This window comes from Nostoc sp. UHCC 0302 (genome assembly GCF_038096175.1).
GTDB lineage: Bacteria > Cyanobacteriota > Cyanobacteriia > Cyanobacteriales > Nostocaceae > UHCC-0302.
The window spans coordinates 1,088,928-1,109,763 of record NZ_CP151099.1 but is presented as its reverse complement, the minus strand read 5'-3'; the positions used below and the strand labels follow the sequence as shown (position 1 = coordinate 1,109,763).

At 40.0% G+C, this 20,836-nt stretch carries 21 protein-coding genes and 1 pseudogene; 12 read left to right on the top strand and 10 right to left on the bottom strand.

Features of this window, described 5'->3' with window-relative positions; all coding sequences use genetic code 11:
- Nucleotides 1–23: 23 nt before the first annotated feature.
- The 3 genes from WKK05_RS04605 to WKK05_RS04595 are packed head-to-tail and all read right to left on the bottom strand — an operon-like array spanning nucleotide 24 to nucleotide 1,004.
- Nucleotides 24–587: a phage tail protein gene (locus tag WKK05_RS04605; RefSeq protein WP_341528603.1), complete on the bottom strand. Its 564-nt coding sequence runs from the start codon at nucleotides 585–587 to the stop codon at nucleotides 24–26.
- Complete coding sequence (locus WKK05_RS04600; RefSeq protein ID WP_341528602.1) at nucleotides 587–889, bottom strand: hypothetical protein; 303 nt, start codon at nucleotides 887–889, stop codon at nucleotides 587–589. The genes WKK05_RS04605 and WKK05_RS04600 overlap by 1 nt, the downstream gene beginning before the upstream one ends.
- Nucleotides 876–1,004, bottom strand: a complete 129-nt coding sequence (locus WKK05_RS04595; RefSeq protein WP_341528601.1) for a hypothetical protein — start codon at nucleotides 1,002–1,004, stop codon at nucleotides 876–878. Before WKK05_RS04595 ends, WKK05_RS04600 begins: the two co-directional genes overlap by 14 nt.
- A gap of 27 nt (nucleotides 1,005–1,031) precedes the next feature.
- Between WKK05_RS04595 and WKK05_RS04590 the strand changes: the two genes are divergently transcribed.
- Nucleotides 1,032–2,513 (top strand): DUF4157 domain-containing protein, encoded by a 1,482-nt coding sequence (locus WKK05_RS04590; RefSeq protein WP_341528600.1) that lies wholly within the window; start codon nucleotides 1,032–1,034, stop codon nucleotides 2,511–2,513.
- A gap of 219 nt (nucleotides 2,514–2,732) precedes the next feature.
- Nucleotides 2,733–2,945 (top strand): hypothetical protein, encoded by a 213-nt coding sequence (locus WKK05_RS04585; RefSeq protein WP_341528599.1) that lies wholly within the window; start codon nucleotides 2,733–2,735, stop codon nucleotides 2,943–2,945.
- A 6-nt stretch (nucleotides 2,946–2,951) separates the two neighbouring features.
- Here the strand turns inward: WKK05_RS04585 and WKK05_RS04580 are convergent.
- The 6 genes and pseudogenes from WKK05_RS04580 to WKK05_RS04555 all read right to left on the bottom strand — a co-directional run bounded on the left by WKK05_RS04580 (nucleotide 2,952) and on the right by WKK05_RS04555 (nucleotide 8,573).
- Nucleotides 2,952–3,578, bottom strand: a pseudogene (locus tag WKK05_RS04580) (Uma2 family endonuclease).
- 115 nt (nucleotides 3,579–3,693) lie between these two features.
- Entirely contained in the window at nucleotides 3,694–3,888 is a 195-nt protein-coding gene (locus WKK05_RS04575) for a hypothetical protein (protein WP_341528598.1), read from the bottom strand.
- Nucleotides 3,889–3,977: 89 nt separating this feature from the next.
- Complete coding sequence (locus tag WKK05_RS04570; protein ID WP_341528597.1) at nucleotides 3,978–4,604, bottom strand: FHA domain-containing protein; 627 nt, start codon at nucleotides 4,602–4,604, stop codon at nucleotides 3,978–3,980.
- A complete protein-coding gene (locus tag WKK05_RS04565) occupies nucleotides 4,582–6,720 on the bottom strand; it encodes a substrate-binding domain-containing protein (RefSeq protein ID WP_341528596.1) in 2,139 nt (712 codons plus the stop codon). Before WKK05_RS04565 ends, WKK05_RS04570 begins: the two co-directional genes overlap by 23 nt.
- A gap of 42 nt (nucleotides 6,721–6,762) precedes the next feature.
- Nucleotides 6,763–7,443, bottom strand: a complete 681-nt coding sequence (locus tag WKK05_RS04560) for a response regulator transcription factor (RefSeq protein WP_341528595.1) — start codon at nucleotides 7,441–7,443, stop codon at nucleotides 6,763–6,765.
- 8 nt (nucleotides 7,444–7,451) lie between these two features.
- The gene (locus tag WKK05_RS04555) at nucleotides 7,452–8,573 is read right to left on the bottom strand and encodes a HAMP domain-containing sensor histidine kinase (RefSeq protein WP_341528594.1); all 1,122 of its coding nucleotides are present in this window, start codon (nucleotides 8,571–8,573) and stop codon (nucleotides 7,452–7,454) included.
- Nucleotides 8,574–9,211: 638 nt separating this feature from the next.
- On the opposite strand from WKK05_RS04555, the gene WKK05_RS04550 reads away from it, so the two are divergent.
- The 10 genes from WKK05_RS04550 to WKK05_RS04505 all read left to right on the top strand — a co-directional run bounded on the left by WKK05_RS04550 (nucleotide 9,212) and on the right by WKK05_RS04505 (nucleotide 19,656).
- Nucleotides 9,212–10,048, top strand: a complete 837-nt coding sequence (locus tag WKK05_RS04550; protein ID WP_341528593.1) for a Pvc16 family protein — start codon at nucleotides 9,212–9,214, stop codon at nucleotides 10,046–10,048.
- A gap of 30 nt (nucleotides 10,049–10,078) precedes the next feature.
- Entirely contained in the window at nucleotides 10,079–11,737 is a 1,659-nt protein-coding gene (locus WKK05_RS04545) for a phage tail sheath C-terminal domain-containing protein (protein ID WP_341528592.1), read from the top strand.
- Nucleotides 11,738–11,893: 156 nt separating this feature from the next.
- Complete coding sequence (locus WKK05_RS04540) at nucleotides 11,894–12,370, top strand: phage tail protein (RefSeq protein ID WP_341528591.1); 477 nt, start codon at nucleotides 11,894–11,896, stop codon at nucleotides 12,368–12,370.
- A 287-nt stretch (nucleotides 12,371–12,657) separates the two neighbouring features.
- The gene (locus tag WKK05_RS04535; protein WP_341528590.1) at nucleotides 12,658–12,930 is read left to right on the top strand and encodes a phage tail protein; all 273 of its coding nucleotides are present in this window, start codon (nucleotides 12,658–12,660) and stop codon (nucleotides 12,928–12,930) included.
- A gap of 132 nt (nucleotides 12,931–13,062) precedes the next feature.
- Nucleotides 13,063–13,581 carry a phage tail protein gene (locus WKK05_RS04530; RefSeq protein WP_341528589.1) on the top strand — a complete coding sequence of 173 codons (519 nt, stop codon included), beginning with the start codon at nucleotides 13,063–13,065 and terminating at the stop codon, nucleotides 13,579–13,581.
- Between the two features lie 322 nt (nucleotides 13,582–13,903).
- Nucleotides 13,904–14,251 carry a hypothetical protein gene (locus tag WKK05_RS04525; protein WP_341528588.1) on the top strand — a complete coding sequence of 116 codons (348 nt, stop codon included), beginning with the start codon at nucleotides 13,904–13,906 and terminating at the stop codon, nucleotides 14,249–14,251.
- Between the two features lie 174 nt (nucleotides 14,252–14,425).
- Complete coding sequence (locus tag WKK05_RS04520; protein WP_341528587.1) at nucleotides 14,426–14,809, top strand: phage tail assembly protein; 384 nt, start codon at nucleotides 14,426–14,428, stop codon at nucleotides 14,807–14,809.
- Nucleotides 14,773–14,955: a DUF6760 family protein gene (locus WKK05_RS04515; RefSeq protein WP_341531019.1), complete on the top strand. Its 183-nt coding sequence runs from the start codon at nucleotides 14,773–14,775 to the stop codon at nucleotides 14,953–14,955. The genes WKK05_RS04520 and WKK05_RS04515 overlap by 37 nt, the downstream gene beginning before the upstream one ends.
- Complete coding sequence (locus tag WKK05_RS04510; protein ID WP_341528586.1) at nucleotides 14,952–17,300, top strand: FHA domain-containing protein; 2,349 nt, start codon at nucleotides 14,952–14,954, stop codon at nucleotides 17,298–17,300. Before WKK05_RS04515 ends, WKK05_RS04510 begins: the two co-directional genes overlap by 4 nt.
- 166 nt (nucleotides 17,301–17,466) lie before the next feature.
- A complete protein-coding gene (locus WKK05_RS04505) occupies nucleotides 17,467–19,656 on the top strand; it encodes a CHASE2 domain-containing serine/threonine-protein kinase (RefSeq protein ID WP_341528585.1) in 2,190 nt (729 codons plus the stop codon).
- Nucleotides 19,657–19,883: 227 nt separating this feature from the next.
- Here the strand turns inward: WKK05_RS04505 and WKK05_RS04500 are convergent, their stop codons facing one another.
- Nucleotides 19,884–20,804 (bottom strand): DUF928 domain-containing protein, encoded by a 921-nt coding sequence (locus WKK05_RS04500; RefSeq protein WP_341528584.1) that lies wholly within the window; start codon nucleotides 20,802–20,804, stop codon nucleotides 19,884–19,886.
- Between the last annotated feature and the right edge of the window lie 32 nt (nucleotides 20,805–20,836).

Below are 20,836 nucleotides of genomic sequence, written 5' to 3'. Positions count from 1 at the left end.
AGTTATATTTGAAAAATAGCCAATTAACTAGAAGGGAAATATCCTGTTTCATCTCGTTCTACAGAATTGCCTCCTCCTGTCTCTCTAGCAACTTGTAAACCTTCATAAGCCAAAGTTAATTCTTCAATAGCAACTGCATTTCCATCTGCTTGTAATGCAGGTGTTTTCCACGCTATAGGAATAGCACCAATTAAAGTCCAACTCATCATCGTTTCACCAGCTTGATTGAAAATCAAAATATTGACATTGCGTCGAGATGTTTTCTCTTCTTCATTAAAAACTGTATTCATCCAGTTCCAAAAACCTGGATGATCGGTAAACCCACGTTTAAGAGTTATGTCTTCAAATTCTGTATGACCTAAATAAATTCTTTGCTGGTCGTTGACACCACCTTCGTGAAAAACATTTTTCTGAATTTGAACACTTAATCCTGAACATTCAGTGAAAGATGCAGCAATAGAACTGTCTATTTCTATGTAAAAACGATTAGTAGTGACATAATTTAATTCGTGATCAACGTCGCCTTTAGCAAGGCTGTTAGGAATACCTATTGCATCTCCTGCTCTTCCGATGAAATTTCCAACCATTACAACCACCTTTGGGAACTATAATTACTTGTCCTTTCCTGCTGCGATCGCAAGTCTTCTAGCAAAAGTTTATACACACGCTCTGTGAGTTGGTTTAAAAGTAGTGAGTCGTTGAGGCATTTACTAGCAGCTTTAGCAACTTTGCTAGCATCAGATGACGCTGAAACATCTGCGTAGCCAGCAGTACCACCAACATCTCCATTGAACGTGAAAAAAGTTTGTTGCTGTTTTGAGTTCATACATGAAAAAATTTCTCCTAAAATTAAGGTTAGAGGTACTGCAACAGAATCAAAAGTAGCCAAAAGTCGAACTTCGTCCTTGTCTTGATTTAGACTTTTGATGAATTGTGTTAAAAGTGCGATCGCGATATGCTACTAGCATATTTTGCATATTTGCACCAGCAAGGTATTCACCCATCAACTGCTTGAGCATCAGGAGAACAAAATGAGAGAACGTATAGGCCAAGCCAAAAAAGCAAGTACTGGTTCCTCTTCAATACCATCTCTTAAACAATCAACACGCGGTTTTGGTTTAAACTCCTCTTCTGATTCACCTCAAACAACTACTGAGGTACAAGCACAAAATAAACCTCCAACTCACGACATTAGTCGAATACCCGTGCTTCGTCCCCAAGCAAAACTCTCAATTAGCCAACCTGGGGATAAATTTGAAGAGGAAGCTGATAGCGTAGCACGGCAGGTAATGCAAAGAATAGCGCAGCCTGTAAATCCCCAGTCTATCCAGCGAGAAGCATTGCCAGAGTCAGAAGATGAGTTGCAAATGAAAACTCTGAATAATAGCAGACTGCAACGACAGTCAGCACCAAAGGATGAGGAAGAATTACAAATGAAGCCGATGGTGCAGCGTCGGGCCAAGGCTCTTATGGCAGATGCGCCAGACCTGGAAGCGTCGATTAACCAAGCAAGGGGTGGTGGACAGCCGATGGCAGACAACATCCGCGAACCGATGGAACAGGCATTGGGCGCAGATTTCAGTGGGGTGAAGGTTCACACGGATGGTCAATCTGACCAGTTGAATCAGTCAATTCAGGCGCGGGCTTTCACGACCGGACAAAATGTGTTCTTTAGGCAGGGGGCGTATCAGCCGGGGAGTCGGGAGGGGCAGGAGTTGATCGCCCATGAGTTGACCCATGTGGTGCAGCAAAATGGGGGGCAAACGGCGCAACTATTAGGAGGAAAAGTACAGCGACAAATAATACAACGTAGACCAGACGAAGAGACGGGGGGAGGAGAAGTCGGCATCCCATCAGTAGCGCAGGAAATAATAAACAAATTCAATACTGGGGGTTTATTAATTAGAACCATGCAAAAGCAGCACGCAGAAAAAGAATTTGATCATTTGGAGGCTACAGTTGAAGAAGCGCTAGAGATGGCTAAACGAGGGAATCACAGTGGTCTTAGGAAGTGGTCGCTCACGCATAAAGATTTACTACCAAATTACTTCAAGATGGGACCAGAAGTAACGACAATGGCTAGATACATGGCAGTTCTTGTCGACCCATCGCAGGTAGGAGATTCATATATTGGGTTCCATGAGAAAGATGCTTTTAGTGGGAACCTACAGCCAGATACAAAGCTGGTTGAGCAAGATAAAGCAATTTCTGAAATAGAAGACCTTTTGAAAAAACTCAAACAAAACCAGGAGAAAAGTGCCAATGCTTTGGAGAACAATGAAGTACAGACTCTAGGGTTCTCTGCCAATTCAGTAGCAGGACTCATGTACAAAGCCGGCGGTGGCATGAGCGGACCGAAACAATGGAGCGCAGCGAAATCCGACTTTCAAAGATTGGTTAATACTATGGGCAAAAAGCTCAACCAACAGACATTCCAAGTGTTCACATACGAAATAGAAGGAAAACAAACAAAGCTTGTATATCTAGATACTCTATCGGCAAAGATGGATTAATAATTGTTTGCCATTTTACGATTATGTTAATGGAATACAGCTATAGACCATGTTCAGTGCGATCGCCTAATCTTGTATGGTGCGTTAACGAAGTAACGCACCGAACCAATCATTCGATGTCCTGTGGCGTAAACCACCAAATCTCTTGTCAAATATCCACATACAAACATCTAACGCACCCTACTAGCGTTACTGGGCTACAGCACATATTGATTCGCGGTGATCAATCTCTCCATTCTCACCAAAAATGCGATCGCTCAGACGCTACAATGGAAACAATTTTTTGTTCAGGAGGTGCTGTTGTTGACAGATTCTTTGAACAAAGCAGCGATTGTAGAACTTTACGAAGCGATCGCCACTCTTGTAAGGGGCAAAAACGTGCGTGTAATGCGCCATTTCTCGGCTCACTTGGTATTCTTGTCAGAGAGTTAGCCACTCTTAAAAATTAATGCGACGATAGATTTCAGTCAGGGGAATTTCTATGTTTAAGCTGTGCAGAACGATCACCCGGTCAAGGTTAGAGTGAACTTGCCACAGCCAGCGATCATTACTGTTACTATCCTGGTTGTAATACTGCTCAATGTAGGGTTCAGTTTGGCTCACAAGCAGATATTCACAAAAGCTGGCAATAGAGCGATATTTTCTGAACTTTTCGCCTCTATCGTAGGCTTCGGTAGAGGGCGATAGAACTTCGACAATCAGTAAAGGATTGAGAATTTCATCATTGCGATTGCCATTGAATTCTGGTTTGCCATTAACAACCATCAAATCGGTATAAGTACCACACTGATATTCAGGAATCCAAACTCGCAAGTCGCTGTTATACAAACGAAAATCGGTGTCTCTCAGCAAAAACCCTATAGTTATTAATAAGTTGCTAGCGATGTCTCACGACAAGCCGCTTCGCGTCTACGCACTGTGGGCTTCCGAACCTCCCGACATAGTAATAATCTCTCCGTTGCGGTATTCATGGCGTTCTGGGTTGGTTTCTTCCATAGCCCGATACTCGTCTAATGTGAGGCGAGTTGTTATTACATCTGGGGGACTGCTTTGAGCAAAGACCACAATCAGACCTCTTGAATAATGAGCTCTAAAACTATTATCAGCAACGGGAGGAAGAATTAGCAATTTAATGAGATCGCAATATGACTTGTATGATGGCGTAACCTCACCTTTATCTCTAGGCGAAGCGCGATCGCTCAATCGGTACGCTTGTTTTAGAACAATCTGAAGCGATCGCTGATCTTAACCCAGATGAGATCAGACAAAAATAGAGGCAAATTTTTATCCCCTCTCCTAAGGATGGTGGTATTTTTGAAGTAATTTCATTTTGAAAAAAGAATGTGACAGGTAAACCATTGTAGAGACGCTTCAAACAGCGCACCTATACTCAAATTGAAGGGTAGTTGATCAAATCACCAACTACCCACTTAAGTGTTACATTTGTTAAATTAGCTACTAATGCTACATTATATATGTCGTAAAATTAACTAAATTATCCTGACCAAATCGCAATACATCTCCATTCAGCAAGCGATACTGTACACCAGGAGTTAAAAGATTCCCGTTTAAAAAAATACCATTTGTACTCATATCTACAATGATGTACGAATTTTGCGTCCAGTCCCAATCGACTCGCGCATGACGACGAGAAACTACCCCCTCATTAGGTATGCCAGCTAAGTCAATTTCTGGCGCAATTGTTGTACTTTGACTGCGGCGACCAATAAAACCTCCTTCTCCTAGCAAGCGAAATTCCCTCCCTGTAGTATGAATCAGCTTTAAAACAGGCAATCTTGGGGGTGGCGGGTTATAAACAGGCGGTATTGGTGGTTGTACAGCCCGCTCTTGATAAACTGTTGAATAATCAACGGGAGGTTGGGGAGGATGATAGCTAGGCTGGTCTGTTACTGGTCGTGGAGGTTGCTCAATAGGTTGTGGTTGTGAATTATTTTGTTGTTGACTAGGTTGTGGGGTTGGAGTAACTACATTACCCACAGGAGTGGAACACCAAGGGCAAACCTTAGCATTGTTGGGCAGGGCGCGGTTAAAATATTCGCAATTTGGATTAGGGCACCGATTTGCAGGCATAGGAATTTATATCATCAGGCATAGGTTGTAAAGCTACAAGACCTACTTTACTAAGTAAACACTGACCCTGACGAGTAGTTAGCATCTCAGCAAATGTAGAACCACCTGACGGGCGGTTATTGTCTTTAGGGTACACTACAAATGTAGGGTATCCCAAGGGGTAGCTCTGAAAAGTTGTAACATCAAAAAAATAGTCGTCATGCTGACACAAGTCATCTGACGTAGTTATTGGGCGGCGCTCACGCCGTTGAAACAGAGGCTGATTCGCTGGCTTACCGCCATCAATTATCGCTAATGGATAGCCCGCACACTGCGCCCAAGTTTTACTGAGAATCCCAAAGCTGATAATGCCAAGAGGTTGCCCATTTAGAGCTTCACTCTCTTTGCGTATCCGTACCTGGGTTTGGCTTGTTTCAATTCTCTGGACTTTGGCTTCAAATAAAGCTTTGTCTTGAGGATCGTTTTTGAGAACTATTTGTTGAAATTTCTGTATTGCTTCAGGTTCTATTGGGGCAAAAGGCCTAACAGTAAGATTTGGCAGTTTGGGATTAATTTGCTGCCAATTGGTAATTTTGCCTGTAAAAATTTTACGCAATTGGTCAATAGTAATTTTGCCTCCTAGTGCATTAGCAAGGTTTGAATCTGTTTTATCAAAAGCTACAAAAACAAATAGTCCATCATAAGCAACTTGTTTTTTATCAAGTTTACCTGTGATACTCTCTGCCAAACTGGTAATTGCAAAGTCTTTTTTACCTGCTTGTACTTCTTCTATACTTTTAATAGGGTTATTTATATCTGATGAAATAACAGTTGCATAGTTAAATGTTGCTTTTGCATCTGGTTTTGGGTTATTAAATACATCTTTTAAGCTACTGTTGTCTACTGACTGGGTTAATATGAAACTCCATGTACTATCTTTTTCTCCTGTATAAATATACTTTCCAGGAGGGACATTATCCACTTCTGAAAAAGTCCGTACAAGTCCAGACCAAATTAATAATTGGTTATCAGGTGATTTCTTCCAAGGCCAAAAATAATATAAGATTCCCCCTCCTAATAATAGCAAAGCTAGAATTCCTAACAAAATTAAGGGTGTTGGGAAACGTTTTGCTGTTTCTTTAGTAGTAGACAAGCTCCTGGAACTATTTACATCGCCTTCTTTAGGAAGCTGTAACAGTGCTTGACGAGCAACTTCAGCATTCTCAAAAGGAGTACTTAGACCAATTAAGCGATAAATAAACTGTTTTAAGTGACTATCAGTATCTGGCCATTGTTGATTATCTCTATAATCAAGTGGTTGGTTAGACGAATAATTTGTTGTCCGTCCTACCCATAAATAAAAAGCTACTAATCCTAATGACTCTAAGTCTTGTTCAGGCGTAGCAGGTGCAGGTTGAGCAATACTAGGTGGAATAAATAAATTTTCCCAGACAGCTAAATCACAAAAGAATATATAAAATTTTTGATTATTTTCTAATTGAATTAAAGTACTATCTAAATTGATATTACCATGAGCTAAGCCTTGCTGTATTTGGTTCGAGGGAAACCGCAGTTTTTGGGTGTGGAGAAACTGTAGAGTTTGTAGAGCTTGATTTAGTACCTCACGTACCTCAGCAGCCGTCATTGCTCCTTTTTCTATAAGATATTTACCTAAAGTCTGGGATGCTCCTATTTCTTTAGTAATTAAATAACAGCGTTCTCCTTTCTCATCAGCGATCGCTTCCCAAGTGTTTGCAAGACGAAAGTTTTGAATTCTACTATCTGCTAAACTCACTCCTCCAACGCGTTTAAAACTATCTTTACGCTTGAGAGTTTCGCTTTCATTAAAACTACGATTTGGTAACAAGTATTCTTTAATAATTACAGGATGCTTATCTTTAACTTGGATACCTGAGTATAAGCGCCCTAAACCTCGCATTCCTAAAAAACTACCCACCTGGTAAGTACCTTGATTTCCTTTAATCTCAGCTTCCTGGGGTAAAGTTGCAGGAAAACCGCATTCCAAACAAAATTTAGCGCCTTTGATTTGCTGGGCCGTTTGAAAAGGGCGATCACAACTTAAAGGAGCATTATATGAGCAAGGATATTCTTTATAAAAAGATTCAAATGAAGGCATATACAAAGGTTTCGAGGATTGCGTCTATCGCTTCTGAAGTTATCAAGCTTTAACTAATCCTAACTTGATAGCAGCTACAATAGCTTGAGTTCGGCTAGTAACCTTCAATTTTTCAAAAATACTTGTCAGATGAGCCTTAACAGTAGCTACTGTTACATATAAATGCTTAGAAATTTCTTCATTAGAAGCACCTTGAGTTAACCAATATAAAACTTCTTGCTCTCTTTCGGTTAAATGTAACTGATGACAGGCTCTGATAGCAGAGTCTGAATAAGCCTGAAAAAACCTGAAAAAACGGCTAGCAACTTCCGAAGGTAGATAAACTTCAGACCTAATTACAGTGTCAATAGCTTCACCTAATTGAGTTGCTAAACGATTTTTAAACACATAACCCGCAGCTCCTGCTTGCATCGCTCTAAAAATCCAATCGTCTTCTTGGTGACCAGATAATACTAAAACTTTACCACTATAAGAAGCTTCTTTAAGACGTACTAAAACTGTAATTCCATCACACCCGGACAATTGCAAGTCTAGCAAAATTAAATCTGGAGATTTCTGGGCTGTCAACTTTAAAACTTGCTCTACAGTATCTGCATCACCCACAATTTCTATAGGTAATGTAGAACTAATACTATAAAAGTTGAGGAGAGTACGTATCCCTTGGCGGAACCGTTCCTCGTCATCCACTAGCAAAACTGAAAGTTTTTTTTGTTCATGAATCATCTTTTTAATTATAAATTATTCCTTGGTCGAGGCAGAATTATAGAAAATTGCGCTCCCCGTTCTGACAAAACTTGCGCCCAGATACTTCCTTGATGATCCAAAATAATTTTTTTAGCGATAGTTAAACCCAGTCCTGTACCTCCTTTACGTCGGGAATAAAATGGGGTGAATACTTTCTGTAAATCCTCTTGAGATAGTCCTTTTCCTTGATCTGAGATTTTAATTAAAACTTCATCTTGAAAAATTTGCCAATTACAGGTAATAGTTCCTGAATTAGGACTGAAATGAACAGCATTACTGAGGATATTGTCAAAAACTTGTTTTATTTGTAATCTGTCTATCTTCAGTACTGTCGATGTATCTGGAATCGATATTTTAAGCTGTTTTTGATTAATTAAAGGTTGTAAATTTGTGATACTTTCAACTACCAAACTTCTTAAATTTTGAGATGTTACTCTTAATTTTGCACTTTGTCCACAATCAATCAGCTCATTTAAATTAGTATCTAAATCTTGTATGCTTTCGCCGATAATTGTTGCTTGCTCTTTCCAAGGACTATCCTTTAACCCTAAGTATAAATTATGTGCATACAATCCTATAAGTCCTAGAGAGTTACGCAATTGATGACCTACTCGATGCAGAATATCTTCCAGTAGTTGAATTTCAGTTTTTTGTCTTTTGTAGTCTAAGTAAATATCTACATACTTGCTCAGGAGTATGGCAGAGCGTTTTATGTATAATTGCAAACTCTCTGAGAGAGGTTCATGAGTAATAATTTGAATGTATTCAGGTTTTTGATTTCTATAGCCTATGGGGCAAATATAACAAATATATGAAAAGTCCTTAAGTCTAAATTCATGTAAAGTAAAAGCAGGTGGAAAATCTATAAGCCATGCTTCTGACCGCAAATAAGCTAAAATTTTTTGGGAAAAAGGAGTTTGATATTGACTATAATTTATAACTTCCTGATGAGCTTTGAATAAGCAATCATTATAGACAATCCGAGCGAAAAAAATTGGATCTTGACTAGTTAGCTGCTCAGACTTGAGTTGACAAAAATTTTGAATATCTGAAGAACTCAAATAGTTAGAGCCATTTTCTAGTTTTTGTATAGAAAAGCCTAGTGTCATAGCTTTACTCACTTTTTGCAACCAAATATTGCTACTCTTCTGCTGAACAGTATAAAATTATGCAGTTTCAGTAATACTTATTTTTTTGTTAAGTTATCTTGTTAAATAATTTAGACAAACAAGAATTATTAAGTTTATATTCATAGGTACTTCTCACTTTTATAAATATATAGTATAAGCGCATGAGAACGAACTTATTTATCCATCAAAGTTAGTCTGGTGGACTACTAGGACGGGATTTTCGACCGATCCCACAAGAAAGAAATGTAGTGCGTTTGATTAAGAACTGCTCCAGACAAATCTACAAACTGAAGTTGCTGCTTTTCGGATTCTTGAAAAACTAATATCTTCCAGCCCCCTCAATCATCATTCTGGGGATCAGGGGAGCAGAGGGAACAAGAGAAATAAATACAGATCAATTATTCAATTATTATTGACTCTTAACTCAGCACCTACTACAAATCTCCTGTCGCTAACAGCACTCAACACCCAGTACGGGCTAAACGCCCCGCTACCGCTAACAGTACTCTCAATGCCTAATGCCCCATCTCAAAATATCGACAAAAGTCTAATTAACTTTACAAGGCTGATACATATACTGTAGATACATCTGGATTAGTTACCAGCACAACACCTTCATGCTCATATCCGTTCTTCAAACTCTAGCCGAGATTCTAGCTGGAGGAACCTCACTTACCAGTACGGAGCAAATTGACTTTAGCCATCCTGGTAATCGAAGGGAACAGGGGGTAGGTCCAACTCTCAATTTATACATTTATGATATTCGTGAGAGTAAGCAGTATCAACAAGCCGGAAGGCAAGTTGAACGTAATATTACACGCCATCAACAACCTGGCACTGTAAATTGGGCACCTAATTGGTTTGATGTTTCACTGCTATTAACAGCTTGGGATAGGACGACTTTAGGCGAGCATCACTTTCTCAGTGAAGCATTGACTGTACTTCTACGCCATCAACCTTTGGAGGAGGAGTTTTTAGTCCCTGAATTGCGGGGTTATGGTAGTTTGCCTATGATGCTTGGAATACAGCCGCCACTTGAGCTTGGCGGCATATGGAGCGCTCTTAATGTACCTTTGCGTTTAGCCTTGTATTTAACAATAAGCGTGCCTCTTGATAGGCAACCTACCATAACACCTTTAGTTTGGGAACGAATTTTTGACCTGCAAAGTACAGCTGGTAAATATGGTGGTAACCAAGTTATGGCTAGGCGAGTAGTAATTGCAGGTTCTGTCAAGAGTGCGACAACAAATCTGTCACTACTGACGGCAAAAGTTACTCTCCAAGGAACTACAAAATTCACGGAAAGTAAGAAAGAAGGACTGTTCTTTTTTGAAAACCTTGAGAGAGGTAACTATGTTTTAAATATAAATTGTCCTGGCTATTTACCCAAGAATGTTAATGCATTGGTAGATGATAGTTATATTTTTAGAGAGATATTTTTAACTCCTGAATAATTAAGTTTTTACTGACTTGGAGAGACTTTAATGGCTAGACTTGATTATTTTGCTCCTGGTGTCTATATTGAAGAGTTTGACCGAGGGAGCCGACCGATTGAAGGTGTTAGCACAGCAATTGCCGGGTTTGTAGGCTTTACAGAAGATATTCGAGATGATGCTGAGCTATTTAAGCCAATGTTGGTGACTAATTGGACGCAATATCTCAACTATTTTGCCCGTCCTAATTCTGATGGTTTCACCGATTTCAACGCCTACTTACCCTTTGCAGTCTATGGCTACTTCATGAATGGTGGCGGTCGCTGCTGGGTGACAAGCATTGGCACTCAATTACCAGGCGCACCTAAACCCGCAACTCAAGAACCTACTACCCTGAGAATCAACGCTCGAGGCAATCGTCCAGCCCTTCGCTTTACTTTGCGCCCTGAGCAAGCAACAGGCGGATTAGTAAATATCTTAATTATCGATGGTTCTCCTCGTCCCCTACCTGAAGGTACTGAAGGAGAAACTGCTCCAAATACAGGGGAATATTTCACAATCCAGATTCGTCGAGGAGATGAGCTTCTAGAACAATACGAGAACTTGACGATGAACCGCGACCCGAATGCTCAAGTAGCAACTTATGCGCTGGCGGCATTGAGAAATTCTATGTATGTCAGTGTAGAAGACATTACTCAAAGTGGACAGCCATTAACTCGCCGTCCAGTTAATGGTCAATACGAACTAGCGCCACCAATTGTTGCCCCCCCTGCGGATAGATTCTCACAAGATATAGAAGGGGTAAGAGATGATCGCACAGGGGTACGCGGGATTTTTGAAATTGATGAAATCACAATGCTGGCTTGCCCTGATCTCATGCGGGCTTATCAAGAACAAGTGCTGAACTTGGATCAAGTCCACGGGATTATGGAACTGATGATCAGCATGTGCGAGGGTTCTGCCAGTGGCGATATTCCTAATCCACCCAACCGCATGGTTTTACTTGATCCACCACCTGATGCTGTTAAACCCCAACAAGTAGTGAATTGGTTGAATAGATTTAACCGTCGTTCGATGTTTGCAGCCCTTTACTATCCTTGGATCAAAGTTCCTAACCCGCGCGATCGCGGCAATCCCATTTTAGTACCTCCTTGTGGTCATATGATGGGTGTTTGGGGACGCACCGACGAAACCAGAGGTGTCTATAAAGCGCCTGCAAATGAAGTACCCAGAGGCGTAATTGGTTTGGGTTACGATACCAATTTCCGCGAACAGGAACTATTGAACCCCATTGGTATAAATTGCATTCGCAATTTTCCGAACCGAGGTATCCGCATTTGGGGAGCGAGAACTTTAGTTGAGCCAGATAAAACAGAGTGGCGTTATATCAGCGTGCGTCGGTTGATTAGTTACTTAGAAAAATCAATTGAACTGGGTACTCAATGGGCAGTTTTTGAACCTAATGATCAAGATTTGTGGGCGCGTGTCAGACGTACTGTCAGTAACTTTTTGGAGCGTATTTGGCGTGAGGGTGCTTTATTTGGAGATTCACCGGCACAGGCATTTTATGTTAAATGCGATGCGGAATTGAATCCACCAGAAAGTATAATTTTAGGTCGTTTGTACGTCGAAATAGGTGTTTGCCCCGTTAGACCAGCAGAGTTTGTGGTCTTCCGTATCAGTCAATGGAATTCACTTGATGATCAATAACTGATTAAGCTAACCCGCATATATTGCACTATTTTCCGTAAGAACGTCATTAGTCATTTGTGTTTACAAATGACTAATGATAACCCTTGATACGTAACAGCTTAGTATTTTCTGCAATTTTTCCACACTATTAATTTATTAGGAGATGAGATTCTCATGGCAAACGAATATATTGGTGCTTCAGTCTTTTACTTTAATGCAGAAGGCATTGAGGAGAAATTTGTTAAATCAGTTACAGGATTAGGGATAAAAAATAATGCCACTACAGATATTAGAGGTTCAGGCAAAAGTGGTAAGGTAATCCGTCAAAACACTCCTGGACAGGTAGAACATAATAATGTCACAATTACCTTAAATTACAATGGTGACGATAGCATCTACCAATGGTATTTAAAGTGTAGCCAAGATGGAGAAAAGCGTAACTGGGATGAAAACCGTAAAGCAGTTTCAGTTATTGGTTATGCCCAAGATAGGTCAACTGAAGTAATTCGTATAAATCTTACAAATTGCTTTCCCGTATCATATACAGCTCCAGAATTTGATTCTACAAACAATGATCTGGTAACAGAGCAGATTGAAGTAGCTATTGAGGGTTTTAAGATCGAAAGAACTACAAAGTCCCTCAAGACTTAAGGATAAAACTCAATTGTTCGGTTTTATTTAGCTGTTTATTATTAGCAAGAGGTTGCTATAAATTATAGATAGCAACCTTAACTGCTAAGTTAAATAAGAATATGTATTATGGCAACTACCGCTTTCAAATTTGGAAACAAAAAAGTTCTCATAAAATATCGTTTCTTGGTAGGACTAAACTTAGGCTAAAAATACAGCGAGGGCTACTTTTTAGAATGCCAAGGTTTTACAGGAACCCAGGATGTAATTGAAATTGGTGAAGTCACTTCTGTAAACACAGAAGTACAATGGTTGACAATAGCATCTACGATTGGTATTTCAAGTGCAGCAAAGATGGAGAAAGCCGTCAGTGGGAGGACAACCGTAAAGGAGTTTCAGTTACTGATTATGTCCAGTATAGGACAACAGAAGTAATCCGTATAAATTTTATAAATTGCTTTCCTATATCATATACAGCCCCAGAATTCGATGCTAAAAACAATGAATTGGCGACAGAGCAGATTGAGATGACTATTAAGAGTTTTAAGATTGAAAGAACTCAAAAAAACCTCAAGAGTTGAGGGTAAAACTCAATTGTTCGGTTTTATTTAGCTGTTTGTTATAGACAAGAGTTAGCCATAACTTATAGATAGCAATCTTAAATTTTAAGTTAAATTAGATTTGCATAAAAATTCAAATTCTCAATATATACTATGTTCCAAGTACCGTTTGCTTCAAAGTTAGGAGACAAAGAATTTCTCACACAATACCGTTTTTTTGTAGGACTAAACTTAGGCTGGAATGACAGCGATAGCTACTTTTTAGAATGCCAAGGTATTACAAGAACCCAGGAGGTAATTGAAATTTGTGAAGTAACTTCTCAAAAGTGGGCAGAAGCATCAAAAGGTAGACCAGTTATAACTAAACTTCCTGGCAATACTAAAAGTGGTAATATTATTCTGCGTAAAGGTTTGACCAGAGTCAAAACTTGGTGGGACTGGTTTGAAAAAATTGAAACAGGTAAGTGGAGTAAAGAACGTAAAAATATTTATTTATCTATTTACAATCAAGAAGGCAAGGAAAGAGCTAGATTTGAATTAAATGGTGGTTGGCCTACTAGTTACAAAATTAGTGATTTTAACGCTAACAGTCATGAAATAGAAATTGAGGAGATGGAGCTTGCTTTTGAGGAATTTCAACGCGTGGAGCCTACTGTTACGGGTTATTTTTGATAAGTTATTAAGGTCATAAACAATTTGTCAATAAGGAATAGTGCTTAAAATTCTGCCGGAAATCGGGTGGAAAACATAATTTTTTAGCTAGCGACACCGTACCTCTCTCTATGGGAAAACAAGCTACGCATAGCGTCTCGTAGACAAGGCTAGCTAAGCCTGTACGTCATATTTCAAAGCATCATTCATTTTTACACTCACAATTTAGTATTAAGCTGAATTTTATACTGAATTAATCGGCTGATTTGTAAAGTAAATACTATTGACAAAACTGATTTTGTCTTAATCTGTTACGAATGCGCGTGAAATAATCAGGAGAACTATGTTTGCTACAGAGTTTGAATTTACACTGCCTAAGGGGTATCTAGACTCTGAAGGCAACCTCCACCGCAAGGGTGTAATGCGGTTATCAACGGCGATAGACGAGATTGCACCCTTGCGTGACCCACGCGTTAAAGCTAATCCCGTTTATGCCACAATTATTATCTTGTCGCGAGTGATTACCCGCTTGGGTGCTTTAGCAGAAGTGACTCCAGCAATAGTGGAAAAGTTTTTTGCCCAAGATTTAAATTACCTTCAAGATTTTTACCGTCGAATCAATGGCTTGGAGGGCGAAACTCCCATACCAGAAGATACAATAAATTCCCCCGAACCACTTGTTCATAATTAAGTTGGTATGGAGCATTGGGAATAGGAGGATGAGGGGGATGAGGAAGCAGGGGCTTTCAAGGGTAGGGGAGCAAGGGAGAATAATTAATGACTCTTGACTCTTGACTCAGCACTCTTAATGCTCAATGCTCCATGCCCCATGCCCAATACTTAATCCCCAGTCCCAAAGTTACCTATGCGCCGTAAGAAAGATACTCTCTGCACAGAATTCGCCTTTACTCTTCCTAGAGGGTTGAGTGATAGTGAAAACCGAATACATCGTCATGGAGTGATGCGTTTAGCCACCGCCAAAGATGAAATTTTGACGCAACAAGAACACAGAGTTAAGGAAAATCCAGCTTACGGCGTCTTGGTGATGCTTGCACTGGTTATTACTCGCTTGGGCAGTTTCAACTCTGTTAGTCCTGAATTACTCGAAGGACTGCTCTTACATGACATTGCCTATCTTCGAGAATTTTACAATCGAATCAATCTGCAAGGCAATGTACACATTCCAACACAATGTCCCCACTGCAATAATCAATTTTCAGTGGAGCTAGAACTGGCGGGGGAGTCATAAGCTACCCCTCTGATACTTTATACGAGCAGGTAGCTTTTATTGCTTATCATTTTCATTGGTCACAAGATGATATTTTAAATTTAGAACACACTACCCGTCAGCGCTGGGTAGCCGAAATCAATAAAATTAACCAAAAATCAATATGAAAGTAAAAGTTAGCTACTCACCAACCCTAAGTGAAATCAATGAAGTTGACTTCACCTCAGAAACTACAAAAAGAGGAGAGTGGATAATAGGTCGTTCTCCTGATTCTGATTTAGTCTTAGATAGCCCTGATGTCAGTCGGCAACATGGTAAATTTTTTATTAAAAGTGGCAGTTACTACTTTAGCGACCTTGGTAGTAGAAATGGCTCAATATTTAATGGTAAACAGGCTGAAAAAGAGCGATCATATCTTTTGAACGATGGCGATATTATTCGAATCGCAGATTACGTCTTGGTAGTGGAAGCAGTTGCTCCTACGTTTGAGCAAGCAGAGACAGTATTTAGAATTATAGATCCTTCACTGTTTGCTAGACCGCGATCGCCTGAAAATATCAGCAGTCCTAATGTTGTTAATCCAACACCAGAGGTAGTAAGTCAAACACCTATTGAAGAAATTAGTCAAACTCCAAGTGAAGCAGAAACGCCTGTGGTTAATGCTGCTTCTCCAGAAATCAGCGAGATTCCAGAAGTTGTTTCTACTCAGCCTGAAGATGTTATCCCACTTGCTGATATCAGCACGTCTGAAAATATAATTCAACCAGTAGCAGTTATTAGTGATGAAGTTGCAGACTCAGCTACACCACAAGTTGCAGCAGAAGCTAGCCCTGATGTTGGTGAAGTAGAAACTCCAATAGTTGGCTGGGGCATCAATTCACCAGTCAGCGAAACCTCAGATGTTTCTTTGTCTCAGCCTGATGATGTTACTCCAACTGCTGAAGAAATAACTGCACCTGAAAACATAATTGAGGCTGACTCAGAAGAAAGTGCAGTTGCAGAAGTTACTGATGAGATTTCTGATTTGGAGGCAGCGCTGGCAGCAGAATCTACCTTCGTACAGCCACGTGATTTAGTCACCCCAGCACATCAAGAAGAGAGTGCAGTTGCAGAATCTACTGATAATGAATTTGTAGATTGGGAAGCAGCACCAGCAGCAGAAGCGACGTTTGTACAACCACGTGATATATTTAGCCGCGAAGTGCCTGGGCAAGAAAGTTCAGTTACAGAAACTGATAATCAGTTTGCAGATTTGGAGGCAGCACTGGCAGCGGAATCCACCTTCGTACAGCCGCGTGATATATTTAACCACGAAGCTACTCAAGAAGAGAGCGCGGTTCCAGAAGCTACACATGATGAGGTTGAGAATTCGGATACATCAGTTGCAGCAGAAGTCAATGTAGATGTTGAAGAACAAGACGCGGACATTCAGCAAGAAGAGGCATTAAATCAAGTAGCAGAGGAGGACAGCCAAGTTCCTCAAGATGTCAGCAATGAAGTATTAGATACATCAATTGCAGCAGAAGTCAATGCAGATGTTGAAGAACAAGACGCGGACATTCAGCAAGAAGAGGCATTAAATCAAGCAGCAGAGGAGGACAGCCAAGTTCCTCAAGATGTCAGCAATGAAGTATTGGATACATCACTTATAGCAGAAGTCAATGCAGATGTTGAGGAACAAGATGCGAACATTCAGATGCAAGAGCCATTAAACCAAGTACCAGAGGAGGAAAGCCAAGTTTCCCAAGATGTCACTCATGAAGTATTGGATACATCAGATGCGGCAGAAGTTAATGCAGACGTTGACGCAGCATTTCTGGAGGTAGAAAGTTCTGCTCCTTCTGAGAGAGTGATTGAAGTCATCGAGGTATCGACCATACATGATGAGACGGCTCAGGCTCAAGAAGACGTTTCACAAGTTTTCAGCAATCAACACATTGATTTTAGTAATACAAGCACTGAACAAGCTAGTGTAGATGTTGCTGATGTAGTTAATATTCCATCTTTAGAGACAACAGAAAGCGTAATTACTGAGTTAACTAGTCCAAATATTGAAGTAATTTCTCAAGCAGACCAGCCTGATGAAATTTCGCAAGAAACAAATGTAAGTGAGCCTTCTCCAGTGATCATTGATAGAAACATAGTACTCATAGCTCACGAAAGCAAGAAATCGGAACTTGCGGAATTCGTTGCTCAACATAAAGACTTTTTCTCCCGGAGTTTTACAATTACCTGGCCATCTATTAGTGAAATCTTACATCAGCAGGTGGGTATAACTATTAGTCGGCAAACTCCCGCACCAACTTCTGGAGGCTATCAAACAATTGCTTCATCAGTTGGCTCAGGAGAAATTTTAGCAGTTATTTTCTTAAGAGATTTGCTGCAACCTCAAACAGGTCAAGCTAACGAAGAAGCACTGCTGAGATTATGTACTATCAACCAAGTTCTACTTGCAACTAATGTGTCAACAGCAGAGGCGATCGTCCATTATATTAAATACATTACAGAGTAGTAACAAATTAAGCGATCGCATTTCTGATATACCCTCTGCTTTACTACATTTAATGAGTAGCAGAGGGTTTTGATTAGCGAAAATTTGCAATTTGCATAGAATCATTTCAATTAAGAAAAATACTATAAAAAATCCGTATATTTTGAAATAAAATCTATTTAGAGAAATGCTTGCTAAATTAAAAAGTTTATTCAAACAGCCAATTATTCTTTCGAGTGCGATCGCTACAGTTTTTTTAGTAGGCATTCAAAAGTTGGGGGTTTTTGAGCCTCTTGAACTAAAAGTCTACGACCAGATGATGCAATTACGGGCTGACCCAGGCCCAGACCCCCGTCTATTGATTGTGGCTTTAACAGAAAAGGACATTCAAAAATGGAATTGGTCTGTGTCTGGTGAAGTTCTAGAGCGTCTGTTGAGCAAACTTGAGGAATATGAACCACGAGCTATTGGTCTAGATATTTTTCGTGACATACCAGTACAGCCTGGACATGAAAAGCTGCTGCAACGCATACAACAAAGCGATATCATCATTCCTATCTGCAAACATTCTGGTCATAACAATCCTGGAACAGCAACGCCAAAAGGTGTTGAAGCAGAGCAAGCAGGATTTAGCGATGTCGTAGAAGACACTGACGGCACAATTCGTCGTAACTTATTATTAGTTAGCTCAGATAATTCTGATCCTTGTCAAAGTACATTTTCCTTGAGCTTGCAGCTAGCACTCAAATATTTGGAAGTAGCAGGCATCCAACCAGAATTCACTTCAAACAAAGAACTAAAACTACGCAATATTATATTTAAGCCCCTAAAAAGCAACTCTGGCGGTTATCAAAAAGCTGATACCAATGGCTACCAAATTCTGCTTAACTACCGTTCTGGTCGTCAAGTTGCCCAGCAAGTCACTCTTACAGAAGTACTTTCAAATCAGGTTAAATCAGAATTAGTCAAAGACCGCATCATCTTGATTGGTTCAACCGCAAATAGTCTTAATGATATTTTTAATACACCATTTACCAGTGGTAAATCAGATAATTCTGGCAAAATGGCTGGAATTGAGATTCATGCTCACAGCGTTAGTCAGATTCTCAGTGTTGTTCTTAACAAACAGCGTCTATTTTGGTTTTTACCAGAGTGGGGTCAAGTTTTTTGGATTTGGGGATGGACTTTAGTCGGTGGGCTGATAGTGTTGCGTATTCAGCATCCACTTGGCTTAGGATTAGCTGGAGCAACAGCCCTTGCAGTATTATTTGGAGGTAGCTTTATCATTTTTACTCAAGATGGATGGTTGCCAGTCATCCCTCCAGTATTAGGTTTAGCATTGACAGCAGGGAGTGTCCTTGCCTATACCGCATATCAAAGCCAGCAAGAGCAAAAAGAAATTAAGCAACGGGTTCAAGAACACAGAGAATTAATTGTTGAGTTACAAGCACTTTTACGGCAGCGCGGCGATGCCATAAATGAAGCGCCAACAGTAATTTTCGATTCCATTGGACAAGAAATTCCCCTGGGTGCGTTACTAAACAACCGCTACAGAATTACTCAACGCTTGGGTGCTGGAGGATTTAGTAATACTTACTTAGCTGAAGATATTAAGCGCCCTGGAAATCCTGAGTGTGTGGTTAAGCAGTTGCGACCCCCCCGCCAAGATACAGAGTATTTAAATGTTGTCAGACGTCTATTTGATGCTGAAGCAGAAATTTTAGAAACTTTGGGTAAGCACCCACAAATTCCACAACTGCTAGCTTTTTTTGAAGAAAATCGACAGTTTTCTTTAGTACAAGAATTTATTAAAGGACATCCTCTAGACAAAGAGATAACTTTTGGTACGCGATTGAAACAAGCTGAAGTTGTGAATATACTCAAGGAAGTTTTACAGGTGCTTGTTTTTGTTCATAGCTATGGTGTAATCCATCGAGATATAAAACCTACAAACTTGATTAGGCGGGCATCAGATAACCATATTGTTTTAATTGACTTTGGTGCTGTTAAGCATATTCAACCTCAACAACAAGAAGAGCAAACTATTGCCATTGGTACTCCTAGTTATGCACCTGCTGAACAAATGAGTGGCTTACCAAAACTCAACAGCGATATTTATGCGTTAGGAATTATGGGGATACAAGCTTTAACTGGGGTAGACCCAAGAATATTTCGTAGGGACTCAAATACCAGTGAAATTATTATTGAATGTCAACCTAACACTAATTCACTAATTTGGCAGAGTTGGCGTGAGCTAACTGATGCTACAGATGAATTAGTTATTATTTTAAATAAAATGGTACACATCGACTTTAATCAACGATATCAGTCAGCTATAGAAGTTCTCAAAAAAATTGAAGGTCTGTTGCATTCATAGACTTTTAAAAAACCCAGTCAGTAGGGTGTGTTAACGCGACAGCGTAACGCACCTATTTATCTGTTAGGCAGTGCGTTAGATAACGTACCCTTGTCTCTTATAGGTTTTTTGGAAATTGTTATACCAATTCAATTAATGATTGCAACACATCCTTGGGTGAAGACGCGATGAATCGCGTCTCTACAGATGGCCTGTTTGTCATATTCTTTTTTCAAATTGGTATTAACTTATGTCTGGGCAGTACAACAGGGTAATAAAGGTTTGTTTATAACTTCTTCGATGTTTACTGATTGCAATAAATCTTCCCAATATTTTTGGACTTCTGGATCATTAGGACGCTGACGACGTAAATTAGCCAGTGTTCTCAAAGCATCTTCCCAAAATCCAGCTGTTGCAAATAAAACTGCACGATCTAAATCTGTGTTTGTCTGCCCCAACTGTTCAGCTAGATTTTCGTCTTGCATTCGTTGGATTTTGCCTTCCAGATAGAAGTCTTTATCACGGCTGCGGATATCGCAAATCATTGAAAATGTCCAACTATACTCTTTGCCAATTTTGAGAGAAGGCTGATTAGTAGGCAGACTGACACCAATAATACCGCTCTGAGCAATAGGTTTAAAAGTTTGCTTATACAAGGGGTCAATACTATCATCATCCCGCAAAGAAAATTCTAGTGCTTGTATTTGTGCAGAGTTTGGAGGAATGTAGAAATAGAATGTGGGATGTTCTGCTGTTGTTCGTTGTGCTTCTTTATCCGTTGGTATCAGAGGAATAGGAGTTTGTCCAACTTGTAGGCAACCTCCCCGTGTTGCGGCTGACCTTACCCTCCCCGGTTTACCTGGGACGAAGGCAATAAGATTTCTGCGACGCTGCTGAATGTAACCTGTAACATTTCTAATAGCAGTAGTAGCGTACCTATCTCCAGGGCGTAATCGCTCTGCTTGTTGGAAATAGCTTAAAGCTCTGCGATAGTTTCTCCGCTTGGTTTCAGTGTAACCAAGCCGCATATATTGGCTGTAACCGGAATTTGCTTGCACTAATTGGTAAACCGAATTTGCTGCTAAAACCTGCTGACTAGTGGTTATAGATCCTAAAGGCAGAAATGTTAAAGCAGCAAGCACATAGCCTGCCCAGAATTTATGTTTCATAATATTTACACCTATTTATACTAGATTGTTTA